Source organism: Hydrotalea sp. GW822-HT8A01 (assembly GCF_058798575.1).
Genome location: NZ_CM179506.1, coordinates 415,034 through 434,742 on the forward strand (window position 1 = coordinate 415,034; position 19,709 = coordinate 434,742).

General features: G+C 41.2%; 10 protein-coding genes. 4 read left to right on the forward strand and 6 right to left on the reverse strand.

The features are described from left to right. Positions 1-28: 28 nt before the first annotated feature. Positions 29-10,204: an Ig-like domain-containing protein gene (locus AC3QLY_RS01810; RefSeq protein ID WP_492990411.1), complete on the reverse strand. Its 10,176-nt coding sequence runs from the start codon at positions 10,202-10,204 to the stop codon at positions 29-31. 177 nt (positions 10,205-10,381) lie between these two features. Between AC3QLY_RS01810 and AC3QLY_RS01815 the strand changes: the two genes are divergently transcribed. From AC3QLY_RS01815 to AC3QLY_RS01825, 3 genes are all read left to right on the forward strand, one after another. Beyond that, the gene (locus AC3QLY_RS01815; RefSeq protein WP_492990413.1) at positions 10,382-12,724 is read left to right on the forward strand and encodes an efflux RND transporter permease subunit; all 2,343 of its coding nucleotides are present in this window, start codon (positions 10,382-10,384) and stop codon (positions 12,722-12,724) included. A 287-nt stretch (positions 12,725-13,011) separates the two neighbouring features. Then, a complete protein-coding gene (locus AC3QLY_RS01820; protein ID WP_074420072.1) occupies positions 13,012-13,920 on the forward strand; it encodes a cation diffusion facilitator family transporter in 909 nt (302 codons plus the stop codon). 19 nt (positions 13,921-13,939) lie between these two features. Continuing rightward, complete coding sequence (locus AC3QLY_RS01825; protein WP_074420071.1) at positions 13,940-14,398, forward strand: OsmC family protein; 459 nt, start codon at positions 13,940-13,942, stop codon at positions 14,396-14,398. Positions 14,399-14,496: 98 nt separating this feature from the next. Here AC3QLY_RS01825 and AC3QLY_RS01830 read toward each other — a convergent pair whose 3' ends face one another. The 3 genes from AC3QLY_RS01830 to rpoN form a co-directional block, all read right to left on the reverse strand. After that, complete coding sequence (locus AC3QLY_RS01830; protein WP_074420070.1) at positions 14,497-14,871, reverse strand: GxxExxY protein; 375 nt, start codon at positions 14,869-14,871, stop codon at positions 14,497-14,499. Between the two features lie 331 nt (positions 14,872-15,202). Continuing rightward, positions 15,203-15,880: a hypothetical protein gene (locus AC3QLY_RS01835; protein WP_074420069.1), complete on the reverse strand. Its 678-nt coding sequence runs from the start codon at positions 15,878-15,880 to the stop codon at positions 15,203-15,205. Positions 15,881-15,883: 3 nt separating this feature from the next. Beyond that, positions 15,884-17,374 (reverse strand): RNA polymerase factor sigma-54, encoded by a 1,491-nt coding sequence (gene rpoN, locus AC3QLY_RS01840; protein WP_074420068.1) that lies wholly within the window; start codon positions 17,372-17,374, stop codon positions 15,884-15,886. Between the two features lie 165 nt (positions 17,375-17,539). On the opposite strand from rpoN, the gene AC3QLY_RS01845 reads away from it, so the two are divergent. Next, on the forward strand, positions 17,540-17,812 hold the full coding sequence (locus tag AC3QLY_RS01845; RefSeq protein ID WP_074420067.1) for a hypothetical protein: 273 nt from the start codon (positions 17,540-17,542) through the stop codon (positions 17,810-17,812). 11 nt (positions 17,813-17,823) lie between these two features. Here AC3QLY_RS01845 and AC3QLY_RS01850 read toward each other — a convergent pair whose 3' ends face one another. Both AC3QLY_RS01850 and AC3QLY_RS01855 read right to left on the reverse strand, forming a co-directional pair. Beyond that, the gene (locus tag AC3QLY_RS01850; protein WP_074420066.1) at positions 17,824-18,282 is read right to left on the reverse strand and encodes a hypothetical protein; all 459 of its coding nucleotides are present in this window, start codon (positions 18,280-18,282) and stop codon (positions 17,824-17,826) included. A 10-nt stretch (positions 18,283-18,292) separates the two neighbouring features. Further along, entirely contained in the window at positions 18,293-19,510 is a 1,218-nt protein-coding gene (locus AC3QLY_RS01855; RefSeq protein ID WP_074420065.1) for a DegT/DnrJ/EryC1/StrS family aminotransferase, read from the reverse strand. Positions 19,511-19,709 lie beyond the last annotated feature (199 nt).

Consider the following 19,709-nt stretch of genomic DNA (forward strand, 5'->3'; position numbering starts at 1 on the left):
ACCAAATCCGCTCATTTTATTATATTTTTTATTTTAATATGGCAACATTTCCTTTATATACATTTGGTAATCCTTTTTCACATAAAACTTCACATACATATACGAAAACATCGGGCGTTGCGGGTTTGCCATGAATTTTACCATCCCATGCAAAAGCAGGATCGCCCGGCATAAAGTTGCTTCTTTCAAACAGCAACTCACCCCAACGATTGAATATCATAAAGTGTTTAATTACTTTTATGCCTTTACCCTGTACAATCAGTAAATCGTTAATACCATCTCCATCGGGTGTAAATACATTTGGAATATACACTTCAGCAGTGGGGCAAAATGTTTTTAAACATACTGTATCGGCACTCTGACAACCATATACGTTGGTAGCCACACAACTAATACAGGCATCATCAGAAATTTTGGCCTGTGGTTCCTGACAATTGTAACAAGATAAATTGTTGGCACCGCTCCATGCCCATTGCTTAATATCTTGTTTTTCGGCCACAGCTCTGAAATTATAGGTATCACCCGCCTGTAAAATGGTGTCTTTGCCAACAGTAATTTGTGTTGGATTTCCTACAATAATACTCACTTTACCGGTATCTGTAAAACAGTTGTAACTGTCTTTTGCTATTACAGAATAAGTAGTAGTAGTAATCGGACTCACATACATAGAAGAACTAGTTCCCAAACTACTTCCATCGGGTGCTACCCACTGATAATTATTGGCACCTATGGCTATAATCTGCTTTTGTTGTCCGGCACAAATGGTATCATTGGGAGATACCAATAATTTAAACGGCTGTACTACAGTTATATTGGTAGCACTCATTTGGCTACATCCAAATTCATTATAACCTACCACATAATATTGTGTATTGGCATCAGGCTTAACAATGGGTGTAGCGCAATTTTCGCATATAATATTATTCTTCTGATCTTTCCAAATGTAACGTTCAGCACCATTAACATTCAATTGAATAGAATCACCTTTACAAATTCTTTGTGGCGCCATAGCAGCTACTTTTGGCAAGGCATGCACCGTAATTTGTTTAATTGCTGAATCCAAACATTGGTTTACGGTACTAACAGTATATTTCACAACATAATCACCTGCATTATTATACCTTATTTCTCTAACCGAATCATTTGAAATGTTACCATTACCCATATCCCATTGACGATGAACAATTGAATCTTGTGAAATTGCGATTCCATTAAAACTAACTAAAGCAGTACGACAAACCTCCTGCATAGATTGTATGCTTACTTTTGGATACTGATATATTTTTACTTTAAAGGAGGCTTTAGCAGTATCACTACAACCAGATTTTCCTTTTACTACCAAAGTAATGTGTCTGTTACCTTCTGTTGTGTAATTTTGGGAAAATGAAGAATGTGTTTCGACTATATCCTCATCAGATTTCCAATTCCATTCCTGAATACCAAAAAGTGTATGACTAGAATCCATAAACTGATAAGTGGTTTTACCACATTTATATAGAGCAGTTAAATGAAAGTTTGCTTTTAATTCGTCTACTTTTATGGTATCATTTACAGATAACGGCATTTCACACCCTGTTGCTGCTATTAACTGCGCAGAAGGAATATATGTACCCCCTTTTATGTAATGATGTTGTATGCTTGTTTGCGTAGTAGTTAAGATTCTACCATCCCCAAAATTCCATCGAACAGAATCGTCGGATAAAATATGGGCATTAAAAGTAACATTGTTGTTGATACAGGTATAGCCGCTATTAAATGAAACTGTTCTTTCAGGAACATGAACAGATAAAGGCATGCTATCAGCATAGGTACAACCTCGTGCTGTTTGGGTAATTAATTTTACAGCATACTGTCCATTGTTTTTAAAAGCATAACGAACACTGTCACCAGACAACGAAGTTCCATCACTAAAGTACCATACTGTTTTTGAAGAAGGTACTGTTTTATTGATTAAAGTAAGAGTGTATGGCAAACATGTGCTACCTGTATCTTTTAATTGTATGGATGCTTTTTGAATTCCAATAATTGTAACAGGTGCACTCACACTCGTTGTACAGCCACTGCCATTGGTAACGGTATATGTAATAGTAGTTGTGCCTGCTGCAATGGCGGTGATTTTCCCACTGTTATCAATCGTTGCTACTGAAGTATTACTACTGCTCCAAACACCACCGGGGGTGGCATCTGTTACACTTAAACTACTGCCCACACATACCTGTCCGCTTCCTGTGTTGATGGGTTGTACTGTGGGCAAGGGATTGACGGTTATCGGTGCACTCACACTCGTTGTACAGCCACTGCCATTGGTAACGGTATAAGTGATAGTAGTTGTGCCTGCTGCAATGGCGGTGATTTTCCCACTGTTATCAATCGTTGCTACACCTGTATTGCTGCTGCTCCATACTCCTCCTCCGGTGGCATCTGTTACACTTAAACTACTGCCCGCACATACCTGTCCGCTTCCTGTGTTGATGGGTTGTACTGTCGGCAAGGGATTGACGGTTATCGGTGCACTCACACTCGTTGTACAGCCACTGCCATTGGTAACGGTATATGTAATAGTTGTGGTGCCTGCTGCAATGGCGGTGATTTTCCCACTGTTATCAATCGTTGCTACACCTGTATTGCTGCTGCTCCATACTCCTCCTCCGGTGGCATCTGTTACACTTAAACTACTGCCCGCACATACCTGTCCGCTTCCTGTATTGATGGGTTGTACTGTCGGCAAGGGATTGACGGTTATCGGTGCACTCACACTCGTTGTACAGCCACTGCCATTGGTAACGGTATATGTAATAGTAGTTGTGCCTGCTGCAATGGCGGTGATTTTTCCACTGTTATCAATCGTTGCTACACCTGTATTGCTGCTGCTCCATACTCCTCCTCCGGTGGCATCTGTTACACTTAAACTACTGCCAGCACATACCTGTCCGCTTCCTGTATTGATGGGTTGTACTGTCGGCAAGGGATTGACGGTTATCGGTGCACTCACACTCGTTGTACAGCCACTGCCATTGGTAACGGTATATGTAATAGTAGTTGTGCCTGCTGCAATGGCGGTGATTTTCCCACTGTTATCAATCGTTGCTACACCCGTATTGCTGCTGCTCCATACTCCTCCTCCGGTGGCATCTGTTACACTTAAACTACTGCCAGCACATACCTGTCCGCTTCCTGTATTGATGGGTTGTACTGTCGGCAAGGGATTGACGGTTATCGGTGCACTCACACTCGTTGTACAGCCACTGCCATTGGTAACGGTATATGTAATAGTTGTGGTGCCTGCTGCAATGGCGGTGATTTTCCCACTGTTATCAATCGTTGCTACACCTGTATTGCTGCTGCTCCATACTCCTCCTCCGGTGGCATCTGTTACACTTAAACTACTGCCCGCACATACCTGTCCGCTTCCTGTATTGATGGGTTGTACTGTCGGCAAGGGATTGACGGTTATCGGTGCACTCACACTCGTTGTACAGCCACTGCCATTGGTAACGGTATATGTAATAGTAGTTGTGCCTGCTGCAATGGCGGTGATTTTCCCACTGTTATCAATCGTTGCTACACCTGTATTGCTGCTGCTCCATACTCCTCCTCCGGTGGCATCTGTTACACTTAAACTACTGCCCACACATACCTGTCCGCTTCCTGTGTTGATGGGTTGTACTGTGGGCAAGGGATTGACGGTTATCGGTGCACTCACACTCGTTGTACAGCCACTGCCATTGGTAACGGTATAAGTGATAGTTGTGGTGCCTGCTGCAATGGCGGTGATTTTCCCACTGTTATCAATCGTTGCTACACCTGTATTGCTGCTGCTCCATACTCCTCCTCCGGTGGCATCTGTTACACTTAAACTACTGCCCACACATACCTGTCCGCTTCCTGTGTTGATGGGTTGTACAGTCGGTAAGGGATTGACGGTTATCGGTGCACTCACACTCGTTGTACAGCCACTGCCATTGGTAACGGTATATGTAATAGTAGTTGTGCCTGCTGCAATGGCGGTGATTTTCCCACTGTTATCAATCGTTGCTACTGAAGTATTACTACTGCTCCAAACACCACCGGGGGTGGCATCTGTTACACTTAAACTACTGCCCACACATACCTGTCCGCTTCCTGTGTTGATGGGTTGTACTGTGGGCAAGGGATTGACGGTTATCGGTGCACTCACACTCGTTGTACAGCCACTGCCATTGGTAACGGTATAAGTGATAGTAGTTGTGCCTGCTGCAATGGCGGTGATTTTCCCACTGTTATCAATCGTTGCTACACCTGTATTGCTGCTGCTCCATACTCCTCCTCCGGTGGCATCTGTTACACTTAAACTACTGCCCGCACATACCTGTCCGCTTCCTGTGTTGATGGGTTGTACTGTCGGCAAGGGATTGACGGTTATCGGTGCACTCACACTCGTTGTACAGCCACTGCCATTGGTAACGGTATATGTAATAGTTGTGGTGCCTGCTGCAATGGCGGTGATTTTCCCACTGTTATCAATCGTTGCTACACCTGTATTGCTGCTGCTCCATACTCCTCCTCCGGTGGCATCTGTTACACTTAAACTACTGCCCGCACATACCTGTCCGCTTCCTGTATTGATGGGTTGTACTGTCGGCAAGGGATTGACGGTTATCGGTGCACTCACACTCGTTGTACAGCCACTGCCATTGGTAACGGTATATGTAATAGTAGTTGTGCCTGCTGCAATGGCGGTGATTTTTCCACTGTTATCAATCGTTGCTACACCTGTATTGCTGCTGCTCCATACTCCTCCTCCGGTGGCATCTGTTACACTTAAACTACTGCCAGCACATACCTGTCCGCTTCCTGTATTGATGGGTTGTACTGTCGGCAAGGGATTGACGGTTATCGGTGCACTCACACTCGTTGTACAGCCACTGCCATTGGTAACGGTATATGTAATAGTAGTTGTGCCTGCTGCAATGGCGGTGATTTTCCCACTGTTATCAATCGTTGCTACACCCGTATTGCTGCTGCTCCATACTCCTCCTCCGGTGGCATCTGTTACACTTAAACTACTGCCAGCACATACCTGTCCGCTTCCTGTATTGATGGGTTGTACTGTCGGCAAGGGATTGACGGTTATCGGTGCACTCACACTCGTTGTACAGCCACTGCCATTGGTAACGGTATATGTAATAGTTGTGGTGCCTGCTGCAATGGCGGTGATTTTCCCACTGTTATCAATCGTTGCTACACCTGTATTGCTGCTGCTCCATACTCCTCCTCCGGTGGCATCTGTTACACTTAAACTACTGCCAGCACATACCTGTCCGCTTCCTGTATTGATGGGTTGTACTGTCGGCAAGGGATTGACGGTTATCGGTGCACTCACACTCGTTGTACAGCCACTGCCATTGGTAACGGTATATGTAATAGTAGTTGTGCCTGCTGCAATGGCGGTGATTTTCCCACTGTTATCAATCGTTGCTACACCTGTATTGCTGCTGCTCCATACTCCTCCTCCGGTGGCATCTGTTACACTTAAACTACTGCCAGCACATACCTGTCCGCTTCCTGTATTGATGGGTTGTACTGTCGGCAAGGGATTGACGGTTATCGGTGCACTCACACTCGTTGTACAGCCACTGCCATTGGTAACGGTATATGTAATAGTAGTTGTGCCTGCTGCAATGGCGGTGATTTTCCCACTGTTATCAATCGTTGCTACACCTGTATTGCTGCTGCTCCATACTCCTCCTCCGGTGGCATCTGTTACACTTAAACTACTGCCAGCACATACCTGTCCGCTTCCTGTATTGATGGGTTGTACTGTCGGCAAGGGATTGACGGTTATCGGTGCACTCACACTCGTTGTACAGCCACTGCCATTGGTAACGGTATATGTAATAGTTGTGGTGCCTGCTGCAATGGCGGTGATTTTCCCACTGTTATCAATCGTTGCTACACCTGTATTGCTGCTGCTCCATACTCCTCCTCCGGTGGCATCTGTTACACTTAAACTACTGCCCGCACATACCTGTCCGCTTCCTGTGTTGATGGGTTGTACTGTCGGCAAGGGATTGACGGTTATCGGTGCACTCACACTCGTTGTACAGCCACTGCCATTGGTAACGGTATATGTAATAGTTGTGGTGCCTGCTGCAATGGCGGTGATTTTCCCACTGTTATCAATCGTTGCTACACCTGTATTGCTGCTGCTCCATACTCCTCCTCCGGTGGCATCTGTTACACTTAAACTACTGCCCGCACATACCTGTCCGCTTCCTGTATTGATGGGTTGTACTGTCGGCAAGGGATTGACGGTTATCGGTGCACTCACACTCGTTGTACAGCCACTGCCATTGGTAACGGTATATGTAATAGTAGTTGTGCCTGCTGCAATGGCGGTGATTTTTCCACTGTTATCAATCGTTGCTACACCTGTATTGCTGCTGCTCCATACTCCTCCTCCGGTGGCATCTGTTACACTTAAACTACTGCCAGCACATACCTGTCCGCTTCCTGTATTGATGGGTTGTACTGTCGGCAAGGGATTGACGGTTATCGGTGCACTCACACTCGTTGTACAGCCACTGCCATTGGTAACGGTATATGTAATAGTAGTTGTGCCTGCTGCAATGGCGGTGATTTTCCCACTGTTATCAATCGTTGCTACACCCGTATTGCTGCTGCTCCATACTCCTCCTCCGGTGGCATCTGTTACACTTAAACTACTGCCAGCACATACCTGTCCGCTTCCTGTATTGATGGGTTGTACTGTCGGCAAGGGATTGACGGTTATCGGTGCACTCACACTCGTTGTACAGCCACTGCCATTGGTAACGGTATATGTAATAGTTGTGGTGCCTGCTGCAATGGCGGTGATTTTCCCACTGTTATCAATCGTTGCTACACCTGTATTGCTGCTGCTCCATACTCCTCCTCCGGTGGCATCTGTTACACTTAAACTACTGCCAGCACATACCTGTCCGCTTCCTGTATTGATGGGTTGTACTGTCGGCAAGGGATTGACGGTTATCGGTGCACTCACACTCGTTGTACAGCCACTGCCATTGGTAACGGTATATGTAATAGTAGTTGTGCCTGCTGCAATGGCGGTGATTTTCCCACTGTTATCAATCGTTGCTACACCTGTATTGCTGCTGCTCCATACTCCTCCTCCGGTGGCATCTGTTACACTTAAACTACTGCCAGCACATACCTGTCCGCTTCCTGTATTGATGGGTTGTACTGTCGGCAAGGGATTGACGGTTATCGGTGCACTCACACTCGTTGTACAGCCACTGCCATTGGTAACGGTATATGTAATAGTAGTTGTGCCTGCTGCAATGGCGGTGATTTTCCCACTGTTATCAATCGTTGCTACTGAAGTATTACTACTGCTCCAAACACCACCGGGGGTGGCATCTGTTACACTTAAACTACTGCCCACACATACCTGTCCGCTTCCTGTGTTGATGGGTTGTACTGTGGGCAAGGGATTGACGGTTATCGGTGCACTCACACTCGTTGTACAGCCACTGCCATTGGTAACGGTATAAGTGATAGTAGTTGTGCCTGCTGCAATGGCGGTGATTTTCCCACTGTTATCAATCGTTGCTACACCTGTATTGCTGCTGCTCCATACTCCTCCTCCGGTGGCATCTGTTACACTTAAACTACTGCCCGCACATACCTGTCCGCTTCCTGTGTTGATGGGTTGTACTGTGGGCAAGGGATTGACGGTTATCGGTGCACTCACACTCGTTGTACAGCCACTGCCATTGGTAACGGTATAAGTGATAGTAGTTGTGCCTGCTGCAATGGCGGTGATTTTCCCACTGTTATCAATCGTTGCTACACCTGTATTGCTGCTGCTCCATACTCCTCCTCCGGTGGCATCTGTTACACTTAAACTACTGCCAGCACATACCTGTCCGTTTCCTGTGTTGATGGGTTGTACTGTCGGCAAGGGATTGACGGTAACGGTAATGGATTGACTGGCAATCCCACATTTGTTTTGAAGGGTATAGGTAATGGTAGTAGTACCCGGCTGGAGTATGGTTACCGCGCCGGTGATACTATCAATGGTTGCCACTTGTGTATTACTACTCATCCAAACACCACCTACGGAAGTTGTATTGACGGTTAAAGTATTTCCCATACAAACCGCATTTGCCGATGCTTGAATAGGATTGACTATCGGCTTAGCCTGAACCAATATATTTCTTGTTACAGTTTGTCCGCATGCATTAGTATAACTTAAAGTGGTTGTTCCTGCAGCAATTGCAGTTACAATGCCTGCCTGACTAACAGTGGCTACTCCTGTATTAGATGAACTCCAGGTACCGCCCGGTACCGGATTTACAAATGTTGCAGTAGTGCCGGCACAAAGTGTATCTGCCCCACCACTAATGGGCATGGTAGAACGGATATATATAATTTGTGTGCTACTGCAGGTAATACCATTTACGGTATAGGCTACCGTAACCGTATCAATAGAATTGTCATCAAATTTAATTTGTGGATAACGACTGGTATTGGAAGTACCGGCTACATAGTTAGTACCACCACCGGTTACCGTCCATAAATAGATTCCGGAACTACTTCCATAAGTGGGCATATAAGGGGTATTACTAAACTTAATGGTACCATTGTTACAAGTGGCAACTGCGGGCAACATTTGCACACTGTTTACAGTAAATGATTTGCCCACACTTACACTACAACCATACTGATTGGTCATGGTATAAGTAATTGTGGTAGTACCGGCACTTATGGCAGTCACTTTTCCGGTAGTATCAATCGTTGCTACTGAAGTATTACTACTGCTCCAAACACCACCTTTTGTTGTGGTAGTCAATTGAACTGTGCTACCGGCACAAGTACCGGAATCTCCGGTAATAGGTGCAATAACAGGCAATGGGTTTACTGTAACACTAGTTTGTGCAGTGTTACTGCACCCATAGTTATCGGTAAGTGTTAGCAAATAACTACCACTTGCTGCAGTGGTAACATTAGCAATAGAGGGGTTCGCTAAGGTTGAAGTAAATCCATTCGGACCATTCCACTGATATGAGTAAGTATTAGAATTATTATTTTTTGATTTATCATTGTCGTCGTTGTCATTGTTATTCTTTTTACTATTATTTACAAAATTGTTATTCCCATTAACTGTTGAAGAAAGAAAAAGTGTACCCCCGGCACACAAAGGGCTATTGGACTGAACACTTACTATGGGAATGGGATGAACAGATAATTGTATACTATTGGAAGCTGTAATACAAGATGCACTATTTAAACTGGCTGCATTAGGGCCAACCAATACCCGATATAACCCACTATCTGATAATTGCACATTATTAATAGTAAGACTGTTGGTATTTACCGGCACACCAATATTATTCCAGGTAGTACCATTATCCGTACTTTTTTGCCATTGATAAGCAGGTGCTGTGAAAGGATTGTTGACCAAGGAAGCCACTATATTGGCTGTACTACCCACACAAACCGAATTTGCTGTTGTAATATTGGCTGTTACGTTGGGGGTACAGGCAGTAAATAATATATCATCCAATGCCAAATCATTGCCACATTGTGCACCGCCTCCATAATAGTCTACCATTTCTAACACTAACGTATTCATTCCGGCAGGTAAAGCAAACTGAAAGCCGTATTGGTTCCAGTTTAATGGACCGGCTGTGGGAGACAAGGGCAAATTACCGGTTGTTATGGTACCTAAAATATTCCCATTCAAATCCTTTACATTAAAAATTACCCTGGCATAAACCAGTCCTGATCCACAAACTGTTTGTGTATTTGGAGAGTTAACGTTGGCTAACCAGGCTGAAAAGTTAAAAACAGAGCCATCACATAAGTTACTAACGGTATCTCTGAAATAAATGGAATTATTACCTCCGGCATTCACTAAAAACATATTACCATTGGTATTACCAGTGTGGTCGCCACCGATTGCCCAGTCACTTTTATGGGCATTTTGTACTAATGGTGTAATAATATAATGCCCATCGGTACCCACGTTCCCATAAATATAACTGGTTGAACCAGGAGCAGCCTCTGAAGTAGCAGTTGGAGAACTTGCAGTTCCAAAATCCTGAATAAACACAGGCTTTAAAGCTGCGCTGTTGCATAAGCCACTGGTTTGTGATTGTACCTGGGTAAATCCTCCAAGTGTGGCAAATACCCATAGCATTATGCGTGTGGTACTCTTCATAGAAAATTGGAATTGCAACACTAATATACAAACGTCTTTTAACGAAAGTTTATCATTTCTATATTTTAATCAAAGTGTATCTAAATGGCTACAAGTCATGTAAATATTGTACTACAAGTTTCATTCTGCGTTTTATTTTATTTATTTGCAGAACCGGAAATCATCAAACCAAACCACATGTGGTACTCATTAGGTAAGTTTATTATTAAGTATAGAATTGTATTGTTATTTGTATTGTTGTTAGTAATTGGCTTTATGGGCTGGCAGGCTTCAAAAGTGCAGTTGAGTTATGATTTTACCAAAGCCATTCCCACCAATAACCAAAAGTATAAGGAATATGAAGCATTTTTAAAAACTTTTGGCAGTGATGGTGGCATAATGGTGATTGGCATACAAGACAGTGCTTTTTATACCCCAAAACTTTTTAATGCCGCAACCAACTTAGGCAAAGCATTAAAAACCATTCCGGCAGTACAAAATGTTTTGAGCATTCCCGACGCTTTTAATCTTGTAAAAGACAGTGTCACGGAAGCCTTAGTTCCAAAAAAAATATTTCATTATCCTTATACCACACAAGATGCCTTAACAAAGGATGAAAACCAATTCAATAACCTGCCATTTTATCGCAATCTGTTGTATAATCCGAAAACCCATGCTTATTTAATGGCCGTTACGCTGAATAATGATTCCGTTAACAGCAAGGCCCGCACTTTTTTAATTCAGCGCATACAGAATAAGGTAGATGCCTTTCAACAACAAACCGGTATTGAAACATATTTAAGTGGATTACCATATATTAGAACCATCATCAGCAACCGCATTAAACAGGAAATGAACTGGTTTATTTATGGTTCATTTTTGCTTTCTGCCATAACATTATTCCTGTTCTTCCGCTCATTAAGCACAACTATTATGAGTTTACTGGTAGTTGGCTTCGGGGTGATTACTACACTCGGCACCATGGTTTTAATAGGTTATAAAATCACCTTATTAACAGCTTTAATCCCTTCTTTAATTGTTGTAATTGGTATTCCCAATTGCATTTATTTTCTCAATAAATACCATTTGGCCTATAGAGATACAGGCGATAAGGAAAAGGCACTGATTCAAATGGTTGGCCGTATGGGTATTGTTACCTTATTCTGCAATCTAGCTGCCGCCATTGGGTTTGCTGTTTTTGCTCTTACCAAAAGTCAGTTGTTGAAAGAGTTTGGCGTGGTTTCCGGTATTAATATCATGGCCTTGTTCTTTATTTCTTTGGTTTTTATTCCTATTATACTCAGTTTTTTACCCGCACCACAAGCCAAACATGTGCGCTATTTGGATAATAAAATTTTAGAAAAAATATTGGTAGGAATTGAACGTTGGGCGCTTTACCATTCTCGTTGGGTATATGCCGTAACCATTGCAGTTACTTTGTTTGCCATTGCAGGTATCTTCCGATTAAAAAGTGAAAGTTATATTGTGGATGACCTTCCTAAAAAAGATAAAATATACACCGACCTGAAATGGTTTGAAAACAATTTTAAAGGTATTATGCCCTTGGAAATTATTGTAGATACCAAAAAGAAAATGGGTTTAGTCCGCTCTACCCGGCCATTGCAAAAAATAGATGTATTCTCGCAGTACATTGCCCAAAATCCGGCCACCGCCAAACCACTGTCTATTGTGCAAGGATTGAAATTTGCCAAGCAGGCTTATTTTGATGGCGATAGCGCCAGTTATACTGTTCCTTATGAAAGTGATATGATTTTTTTGGCTCCTTACTTAAGGACAAAGACTGATACCCATAACAAAACCGGTTTCAGTAAACTGATGAACAGTTTTATGGATTCAGAAAAAGAGAAAGCAAGGATTAGTGTGAATATGAAAGATATAGGCAGTATTGCATTACAACAACTCATTCACCAATTTCAACAAAAGGCGGATCAAATTTTTGATACGGCCAATTATACCATCACTTTTACAGGCAGCAGTGTTACTTTTTTAGAAGGCTCCAGCTTTATTATCAATGGTTTAAAAGACAGTATTTTCTGGGCATTTTTATTAATAGCCCTTGCTATGTTTATCCTCTTTAAATCCTTGCGTATTTTAATCTGCTCTTTAATTCCCAACCTCATTCCATTAGTCATTACAGCCGGACTAATGGGGTGGCTGAATATTACCATCAAACCCTCTACCGTTTTGGTTTTCAGTGTTGCATTGGGTATTGTAATTGATGTTACCATTCGCTTTTTGGTGAATTTCAAACAAGAGTTACCCCATTATAATTTTCAGGTAAAACAAACCATTGTACAAACCATTCGATACACCGGTGTAAGTATTATTTATACCTCGCTGGTGTTAATTGCAGGCTTTGTGATTTTTTGTTTCAGCAATTTTGGCGGCACGCAGGTATTGGGCTGGTTAACTTCCTTTACATTGGTAATGGGTACCCTTACCAATTTAATTTTATTGCCGGTACTTTTAATCAGTGTGGCAAAAAAAGACCAGAAAAAGCAGGAAGTAAATCCTTACTAAGAAAATATTTTTCGCCCATTACAAGATTTAAAGTATAGTGTAATCATCAGTAGAATCAATTATTGCATAAGATTGGTTCAATAAAATGCATCCCAAAATGGATGAAACAGCACATACATTGAAAATGAAATTTTCACTAAAGTATTGTATACTTTTTGGAGTTTATACATTGAGAAGGGTGACAGGTAATAAATATTACTTACAAAACAATTTTTATTACACTAAATAAAATACAGAAATTTATACCACCATACAGTTGCCACGCATTACCCACAAACATTTGTAAAATGCATGACCATCACCATCACTCGCATCACCATTCCAATACCATCAGTAACCTGAATAGGGCTTTTAGGATTGGCATTGTTTTGAATACCTTATTTGTAATAGTGGAAGCAGTCAGCGGTTTCTATTATCACTCTATGGCATTGCTGTCGGATGCCGGACATAATCTGAGTGATGTAGCCGGTTTGTTTTTGGCCATGCTGGCCTATCGATTAGCGCAATCCAAACCCACAGCAACCTTTACGTATGGATATCGGAAATCTACGGTATTGGTATCGCTCATCAATGCCGTTATATTGTTGATTGCAGTGGCAACTATTATTTGGGAAAGCATTACCCGTTTTAAAACCCCTGAAATTATTAATGGAGAAAATATGGCATTAGTTGCAGGCATTGGTATTGTGATCAATGCAACTACTGCACTGTTATTTTTAAAAGGAAAAGAAACAGACTTGAACATTAAAGGCGCTTATTTGCACATGGCTGCAGATGCATTGGTTTCATTGGGTGTAGTCATTGCAGGTATATTGATTCAATATACTGGTTGGTATTGGCTCGATGCAGTCATTGGTATTGTGATTGCCATTGTTGTTTTATTCAGTACCATTAATTTATTGAAAGACAGTTTCAATTTATCGATCGATGCAGTACCCAAAGGCATTCATTTGGCCGATGTTCAAAAAAAAATAGAATCCGTGCCCGGCGTTTTAAGTGTACATCACTTACATGTATGGGCCATCAGTACTACCTACAATGCTTTAACGGCACATATTGTAGTGGCAGATTCTGCCAGCATTGCTACCATCACCACCATAAAAGAAGCCATCCGGCACGAACTGGAACATGCAAATATTCGACACAGCACATTGGAATTTGAAATGGATTGTGAAAATTGTAAAGAAGAAATTTAAAAAATAAAAAACAAATACCATGGAAGCACATTATTATCAGGTAGATGTGAACTGGAATTCAGAACGCAAAGGGGTGATGTGTTCACCCGAATTAAACAAAGATGCAGGCAGTTGTATTGAAGTAGCCACTCCGCCCGATTTTCCGAAAGGTATGCCGGGCATTTGGTCGCCCGAACATTTGTTTACGGCAGCCGTAAGCAGTTGCTTAATGACTACTTTCTTGGCCATCGCTGAAAATTCAAAATTAACCTATACAGGTTTCAGTTGCCGGTCAAAAGGAAAATTAGAACAGGTAGATGGTAAATTTATGATGAGTGAAGTGGTATTAGAACCCACGGTAACCATTACCGATGAAAAAGACCGGGAAAGAGCAGAAAGGGTACTTCAAAAATCAGAGGCTGCTTGCTTAATTTCTAATTCCGTGAAATCAAAAATTACCATGATGCCTACTATCCTGGTTCAAGCCACAAATACATAAATTTTACTGCCACGAATGCACGAATACCTCTTGCACACTTCCCTTCGTGCAAATTCGTGTTATTCGTGGCTAAAAAAATTATTGTATTTCGGAAAAATCTATAAAACAATTCGTTTATAACTTAATTTCTCTTCTCCAAAATTTACAAGTAATGAAAGTCTATTACAAGAAACTTTCAGATAGTTGATGCATTGTGCTGTGAATTCTTCTGCAATTTGAGAAACCCCTTTTACTTCAAGAATAATTTTATCGTACAATACAAAGTCGGCATAAAACTTATGTGGAAGTATGAAATCTTTATAATTAACAGCGTATTCTTTCTCTCTTTCAAATGGAATCCCTGCTAATTTAAATTCATATTCTAAAGCATCCTTATAAACAATTTCTAAGAAACCGGCACCCAAGAATTTGTGAACCTCCATACATACCCCAATAATGCTGTAGCTTTCTTCTTTGTAAATTATTTTTTCCATATAATTTCTTTATGTTTTCAAATGTAAGAAACTAACTATCCCAATTTATCTTCGAATATAATTCGAGACAATATCCCTAAAATCATTTCGATTAAACATGCGCTTATCCTAATCCACAGACATTCATATTGAAAAATATGAAGGATAGCCTAACAAGAGATTTTATGTTTATTCTTGCACATTTCCCTTCGTGCAAATTCGTGTTATTTGTGGCTATACCACAATCAATGCATAATATATGTTGCCGCGAATGCACGAATATTTTTTCTCCCACACCATTCCTGTGCATTAGGGTAATTCGTGGCTAACTAAAAATAAAGCTGTGGCCCGGTTACATCGCAAAAAAGTAACCAATTAATTGGCAGGCTATACCCAATATTAAACCGGCATACACTTCCTGTGTGGTATGGTCGCTAACAATCAATCGGCTGGTAGCTACCATACCAGTTATAAGCGCAGTAATGCTAATGGCCATTCCCATGGGTGTTTGGTAAAAAAAAGAAAGCAATATCATGGCAGCCAATAAACTACCCATGGAAATACCATGTAAACTGATTTTGATAAAATTATTAATCACAAGTCCGATGGAAGTTGAGATGAAAATGCCAAAATAAAAAAACTGCAATGCCTCAGGCTGATTGGTCATGTTTTTACTGAGGTAATACATCCACCAGTAAAAAAACATGGTAATCATATATGGTGCTATGCGCTCTTTAGCGGTTCGCAAATAAATGCTGGATACAAATTTTAATTTATACAATAAAAACACAGCAAATGCAGGAAAGAAAGCTGTCATCCAAAAAGTACTAAACACCTTTAATTTTAACTGATATACACTGATATCTGTAAACAGATAAGGAAACCGATATACCAAATACAAAAAAAAGTAAGTAGGTATAAACAAAGGATGAAATAAATACGAAAGCACTTTAGCCGGAAATACCAGCCATAAACTTTTTACAGGGGTAGTATATAATTGCTCCTCCATATCCATATTTTTTGTTGTCATACTTTATAATTGTTTACGCAAACGAGCTACCGGTATGTTCAATTGTTCCCGATATTTAGCAACGGTTCGCCTTGCAATATTGTAGCCTTTCTGGTTCAACATATCGGTTAATTGTTCATCGCTCAACGGTTTTCGCTTATCTTCCCTTTCAATCATATCACTCAATATCTTTTTCACTTCACGGGTACTTACTTCTTCACCGCTATCGGTACTTAAACTTTCACTGAAAAAATATTTCAACCGGTAGGTACCAAATTCAGTTTGCACAAATTTGCTGTTGGCCACCCTGCTAACGGTTGATATATCTAAGCCGGTTTTCTCTGCAATATCTTTTAAAATCATGGGCTTTAAATTAGTTTCATCGCCCGTTAAAAAAAAATCTTTCTGATGGTTCATAATCGCTTCCATAGTTACCGCCAGAGTTTGCTGCCGTTGTTTTATCATATCAATAAACCATTTGGCGGCATCAATTTTTTGTTTAATAAACAAAACTGCTTCTTTTTGGCGTTTATCTTTTTTACTGCCGCGTTCATATTCCCGCATCATTTCGCGATAGGTATCACTAATGCGTAAATCGGGAGCATTTTTATTATTCAGGCTTAGCTCTAACCTGCCTGCATTATTAAAAATAAAAAAGTCGGGAATAATGTAACTGTCTACCTTATTCATTTCACCGGCATCGCCACCGGGTTTGGGGTTTAATTTAATAATCTGCTGCATCACTTCTTTCAATGCTTCATCGGTTAAATTCATTCCCCGCTGAATTTTTTCGTAATGCTTTTTGGTAAACTCATCAAAATATTTTTTTAAAATTTCTATGGCTAACGTAACCGACTTGCCGTCATTCTTTTTTCTTTCCAATTGTATCAGCAAACACTCCTGCAAATCGCGGGCTGCCACACCGGGCGGATCAAACTGCTGTATTTTTTTAATCAGTTCTTCCACTTCTTTTTCAGTAGTTATAATGTTTTGCCTGAAAGCCAAATCATCTACTATTGACGAAAGTTCACGCCGCAAATAGCCATCATCATCCAAACTACCAATAATTTGTTCAGCAATCTTGTAATCTTTTTCATCTAAATGCAGCAACCCTAATTGCTGTACCAATAATTCATAAAAACTGGTTTCACTTTTAATGGGTATTACTTTGCCATCATCCAATTCAGGATAATTTTCATCCTTCATTTTATAATCAGCAATCTCTCCATCTTCATCCGCCACATATTCACTCAAATCCAAATTTTCATATTCATCCTCACTCCCGTCTTTTTCAAAATCTTCTTCATTGCTGCTGTCAAACTCATCCTCCAGTTCCGCTTCCATCCCTTCTTCATGCTCATTTTCTTCCATTTCAAGCGCAGGATTTTCTTCCAGTTCTTCTTTAATCCTGTCTTCCAAATAGGCCGTAGGTACCTGCAACAATTTCATCAACTGAATTTGCTGTGGCGATAATTTTTGTAATAATTTTTGTTGTAAACCCTGACTTAATGACATAATCTATCTTTCTTCCTCAATAAAATATATTTGTATGTTACCGGCGCCTGTACTACTATTTTACACCGGTTGCGTCGCACACTGCAAAGTTCTGTTCGCTATTCGGCTCAACAGAAATTGCAGCATCCACAATAACGCCGTAAATTTACGAACAATGCACCCATCATGGCTACGAAACTATTCGGTTTAATGCTAATTTTTATACTAATTTGTAGTATATACCTGTCTGCACAAACACCTGTAACTACTACTGCAACTGCATTGAGCGACAGTACAGCTACAATAACACCCTTCCGCCTGCAACCCAATCATTATACCCGTCAATTACCCTTTTTTTGCCGTGAAGAATGGAAATTTGAGCGAAAAACAAAATTACCCCTGCGGTTTCGGTTGGGCAGTGTGCAATATGTAGACCGATTAGAAGGGAAACTCCATTAAACAAATAATCATTAGTTACCCACACGAATTTGGTTTGCCTTTGCCTGTTGCTGCACCCAACTTTGAATGGATTGTATAGCAGGTGCATCAAAACCCTGCTGCAAATCAATGGTAACTGCTTCACCTGATTTTGGCCACAGCATTAAGGTATTCCCAACCATTCGAATACCCTGCAGGGCCGACCAGTTTATTTTTTCCGGAGCAGTAAACAATGGGAAATTCCACTCCATCCCATCTGCTTCTACAGCAATATAATGGCGTGGTTTTTTCCCGGTTCTTAAACGTATCACGCAATAAGCAATCAACAGCAATGCATACACGATATAAAAGATGCTGCTGCTTTTAGTATGATTGTTTAAATAGACTGCTAACTGAAATGCTAAAAAAACAATATTCAGCAGTATAATTGCATACAATAATTTACGTTGCCATCCGGGCATTACACTACCTTTAAAAGGAAACTGCGGCATGCTGTTTTATTTAAGCGTTCACCTGATGTTGTTGTAAAACCTTTTCAATGGCAGCTACCATTTTTTGTCCTTTTTCAGTAATTTGTTCGGGTGTCCACAACATACTGATAGCAGTAGATATACAACGACTCATCACAGCATCGCTGGCAGAAAAATCCTGCGTTTTTATTTGCAGCAATGCTTTTTGTTGTGCATCATTCAGTGGATTTAATGCGGCTATATTTTTCAAATGATGCCATTTGCGTACATAATGCCAGTTATTATCGAACCAGTAAAAATTGCCGGCTACAATACCCTGTGCTTTCATTTCGGCCACTACGGCTTTGGTAATGGCCTCGGTGGGTAAAAACCAACTGAGAAAAGAACAGCTATCGCCCGATGGGTCAGGTACCTGTCTGAACTGAATGGCCGATACTTTTTCCAATATACTTTTCAGTTGTCCATGGTTATTGCGTTGTATGGCCAAGAAGCGGGGCAGTTTTTTAATTTGCGCCAAACCTACTGCAGCATGCAATTCGCTAATGCGGAAATTATAACCCAAATAAGGGTGTTCATCCACACCACGGTCCACCCCTTTATGATCATGCCCGTGATCGGTATAACCATCACATTTTTCATACAAGGCATGATCGTTGGTCATTACCACGCCCCCTTCAGCACAGGTAATGGTTTTTACAAAATCGAATGAAAAAGTACCGGCGTGGCCAATAGTGCCTAAGGCTTTACCTTTATAAGTACCGCCAATACTCTGGCAGGCGTCTTCCAGTAAAATAAGTTGGTGAGCCTTACAAATTTGCTGTAGTTCATCTAAATTGGCCATACTGCCGCACATGTGCACGGGCATTACACATTTGGTAGCCGGTGTAATGGCTGCTTTTACCGCTACGGGGTTCAGTGTAAGGGTTTCATCCACATCTACCAGTACAGGAATGGCACCCACACTCAATACTGCTTCAAAACTGGCTACAAAGGTAAAGGAGGGCATAATCACCTCATCTCCTGCACCAATACCCAATGCCGCCATAGCTGTAGTTAAGGCAGCAGTACCGCTACTGGTTAATTGTGCATAGCCGCATCCAAAGGTTTGGGTAATGGCTGTTTCCAGCTCTTTTGCTTTCCAAATTCCTTTCCGCGGGCCATCAAAACCATAGCGCATCAGGATACCTGTTTCCAGCACCTCATTCACTTCTTTTCTTTCTTCATCGCCAAATAATTCAAAACCGGGCATATACTATTTTTTAAGAATGATTCAATTTGTGAGGGCAAAGGTAGAAAAATATTGCGGGATGGAATATTTTGTGTAAACTGAAGAGTAGTAACAATTTCTGTTTGTTGTTTGAATGTATGTTATTTCATTCTTCCAGGTATTTTTCTTTGCAACTTGAAGTACAGCGAACATTAAGACAGGTTGTTATGCCTTTTCAACC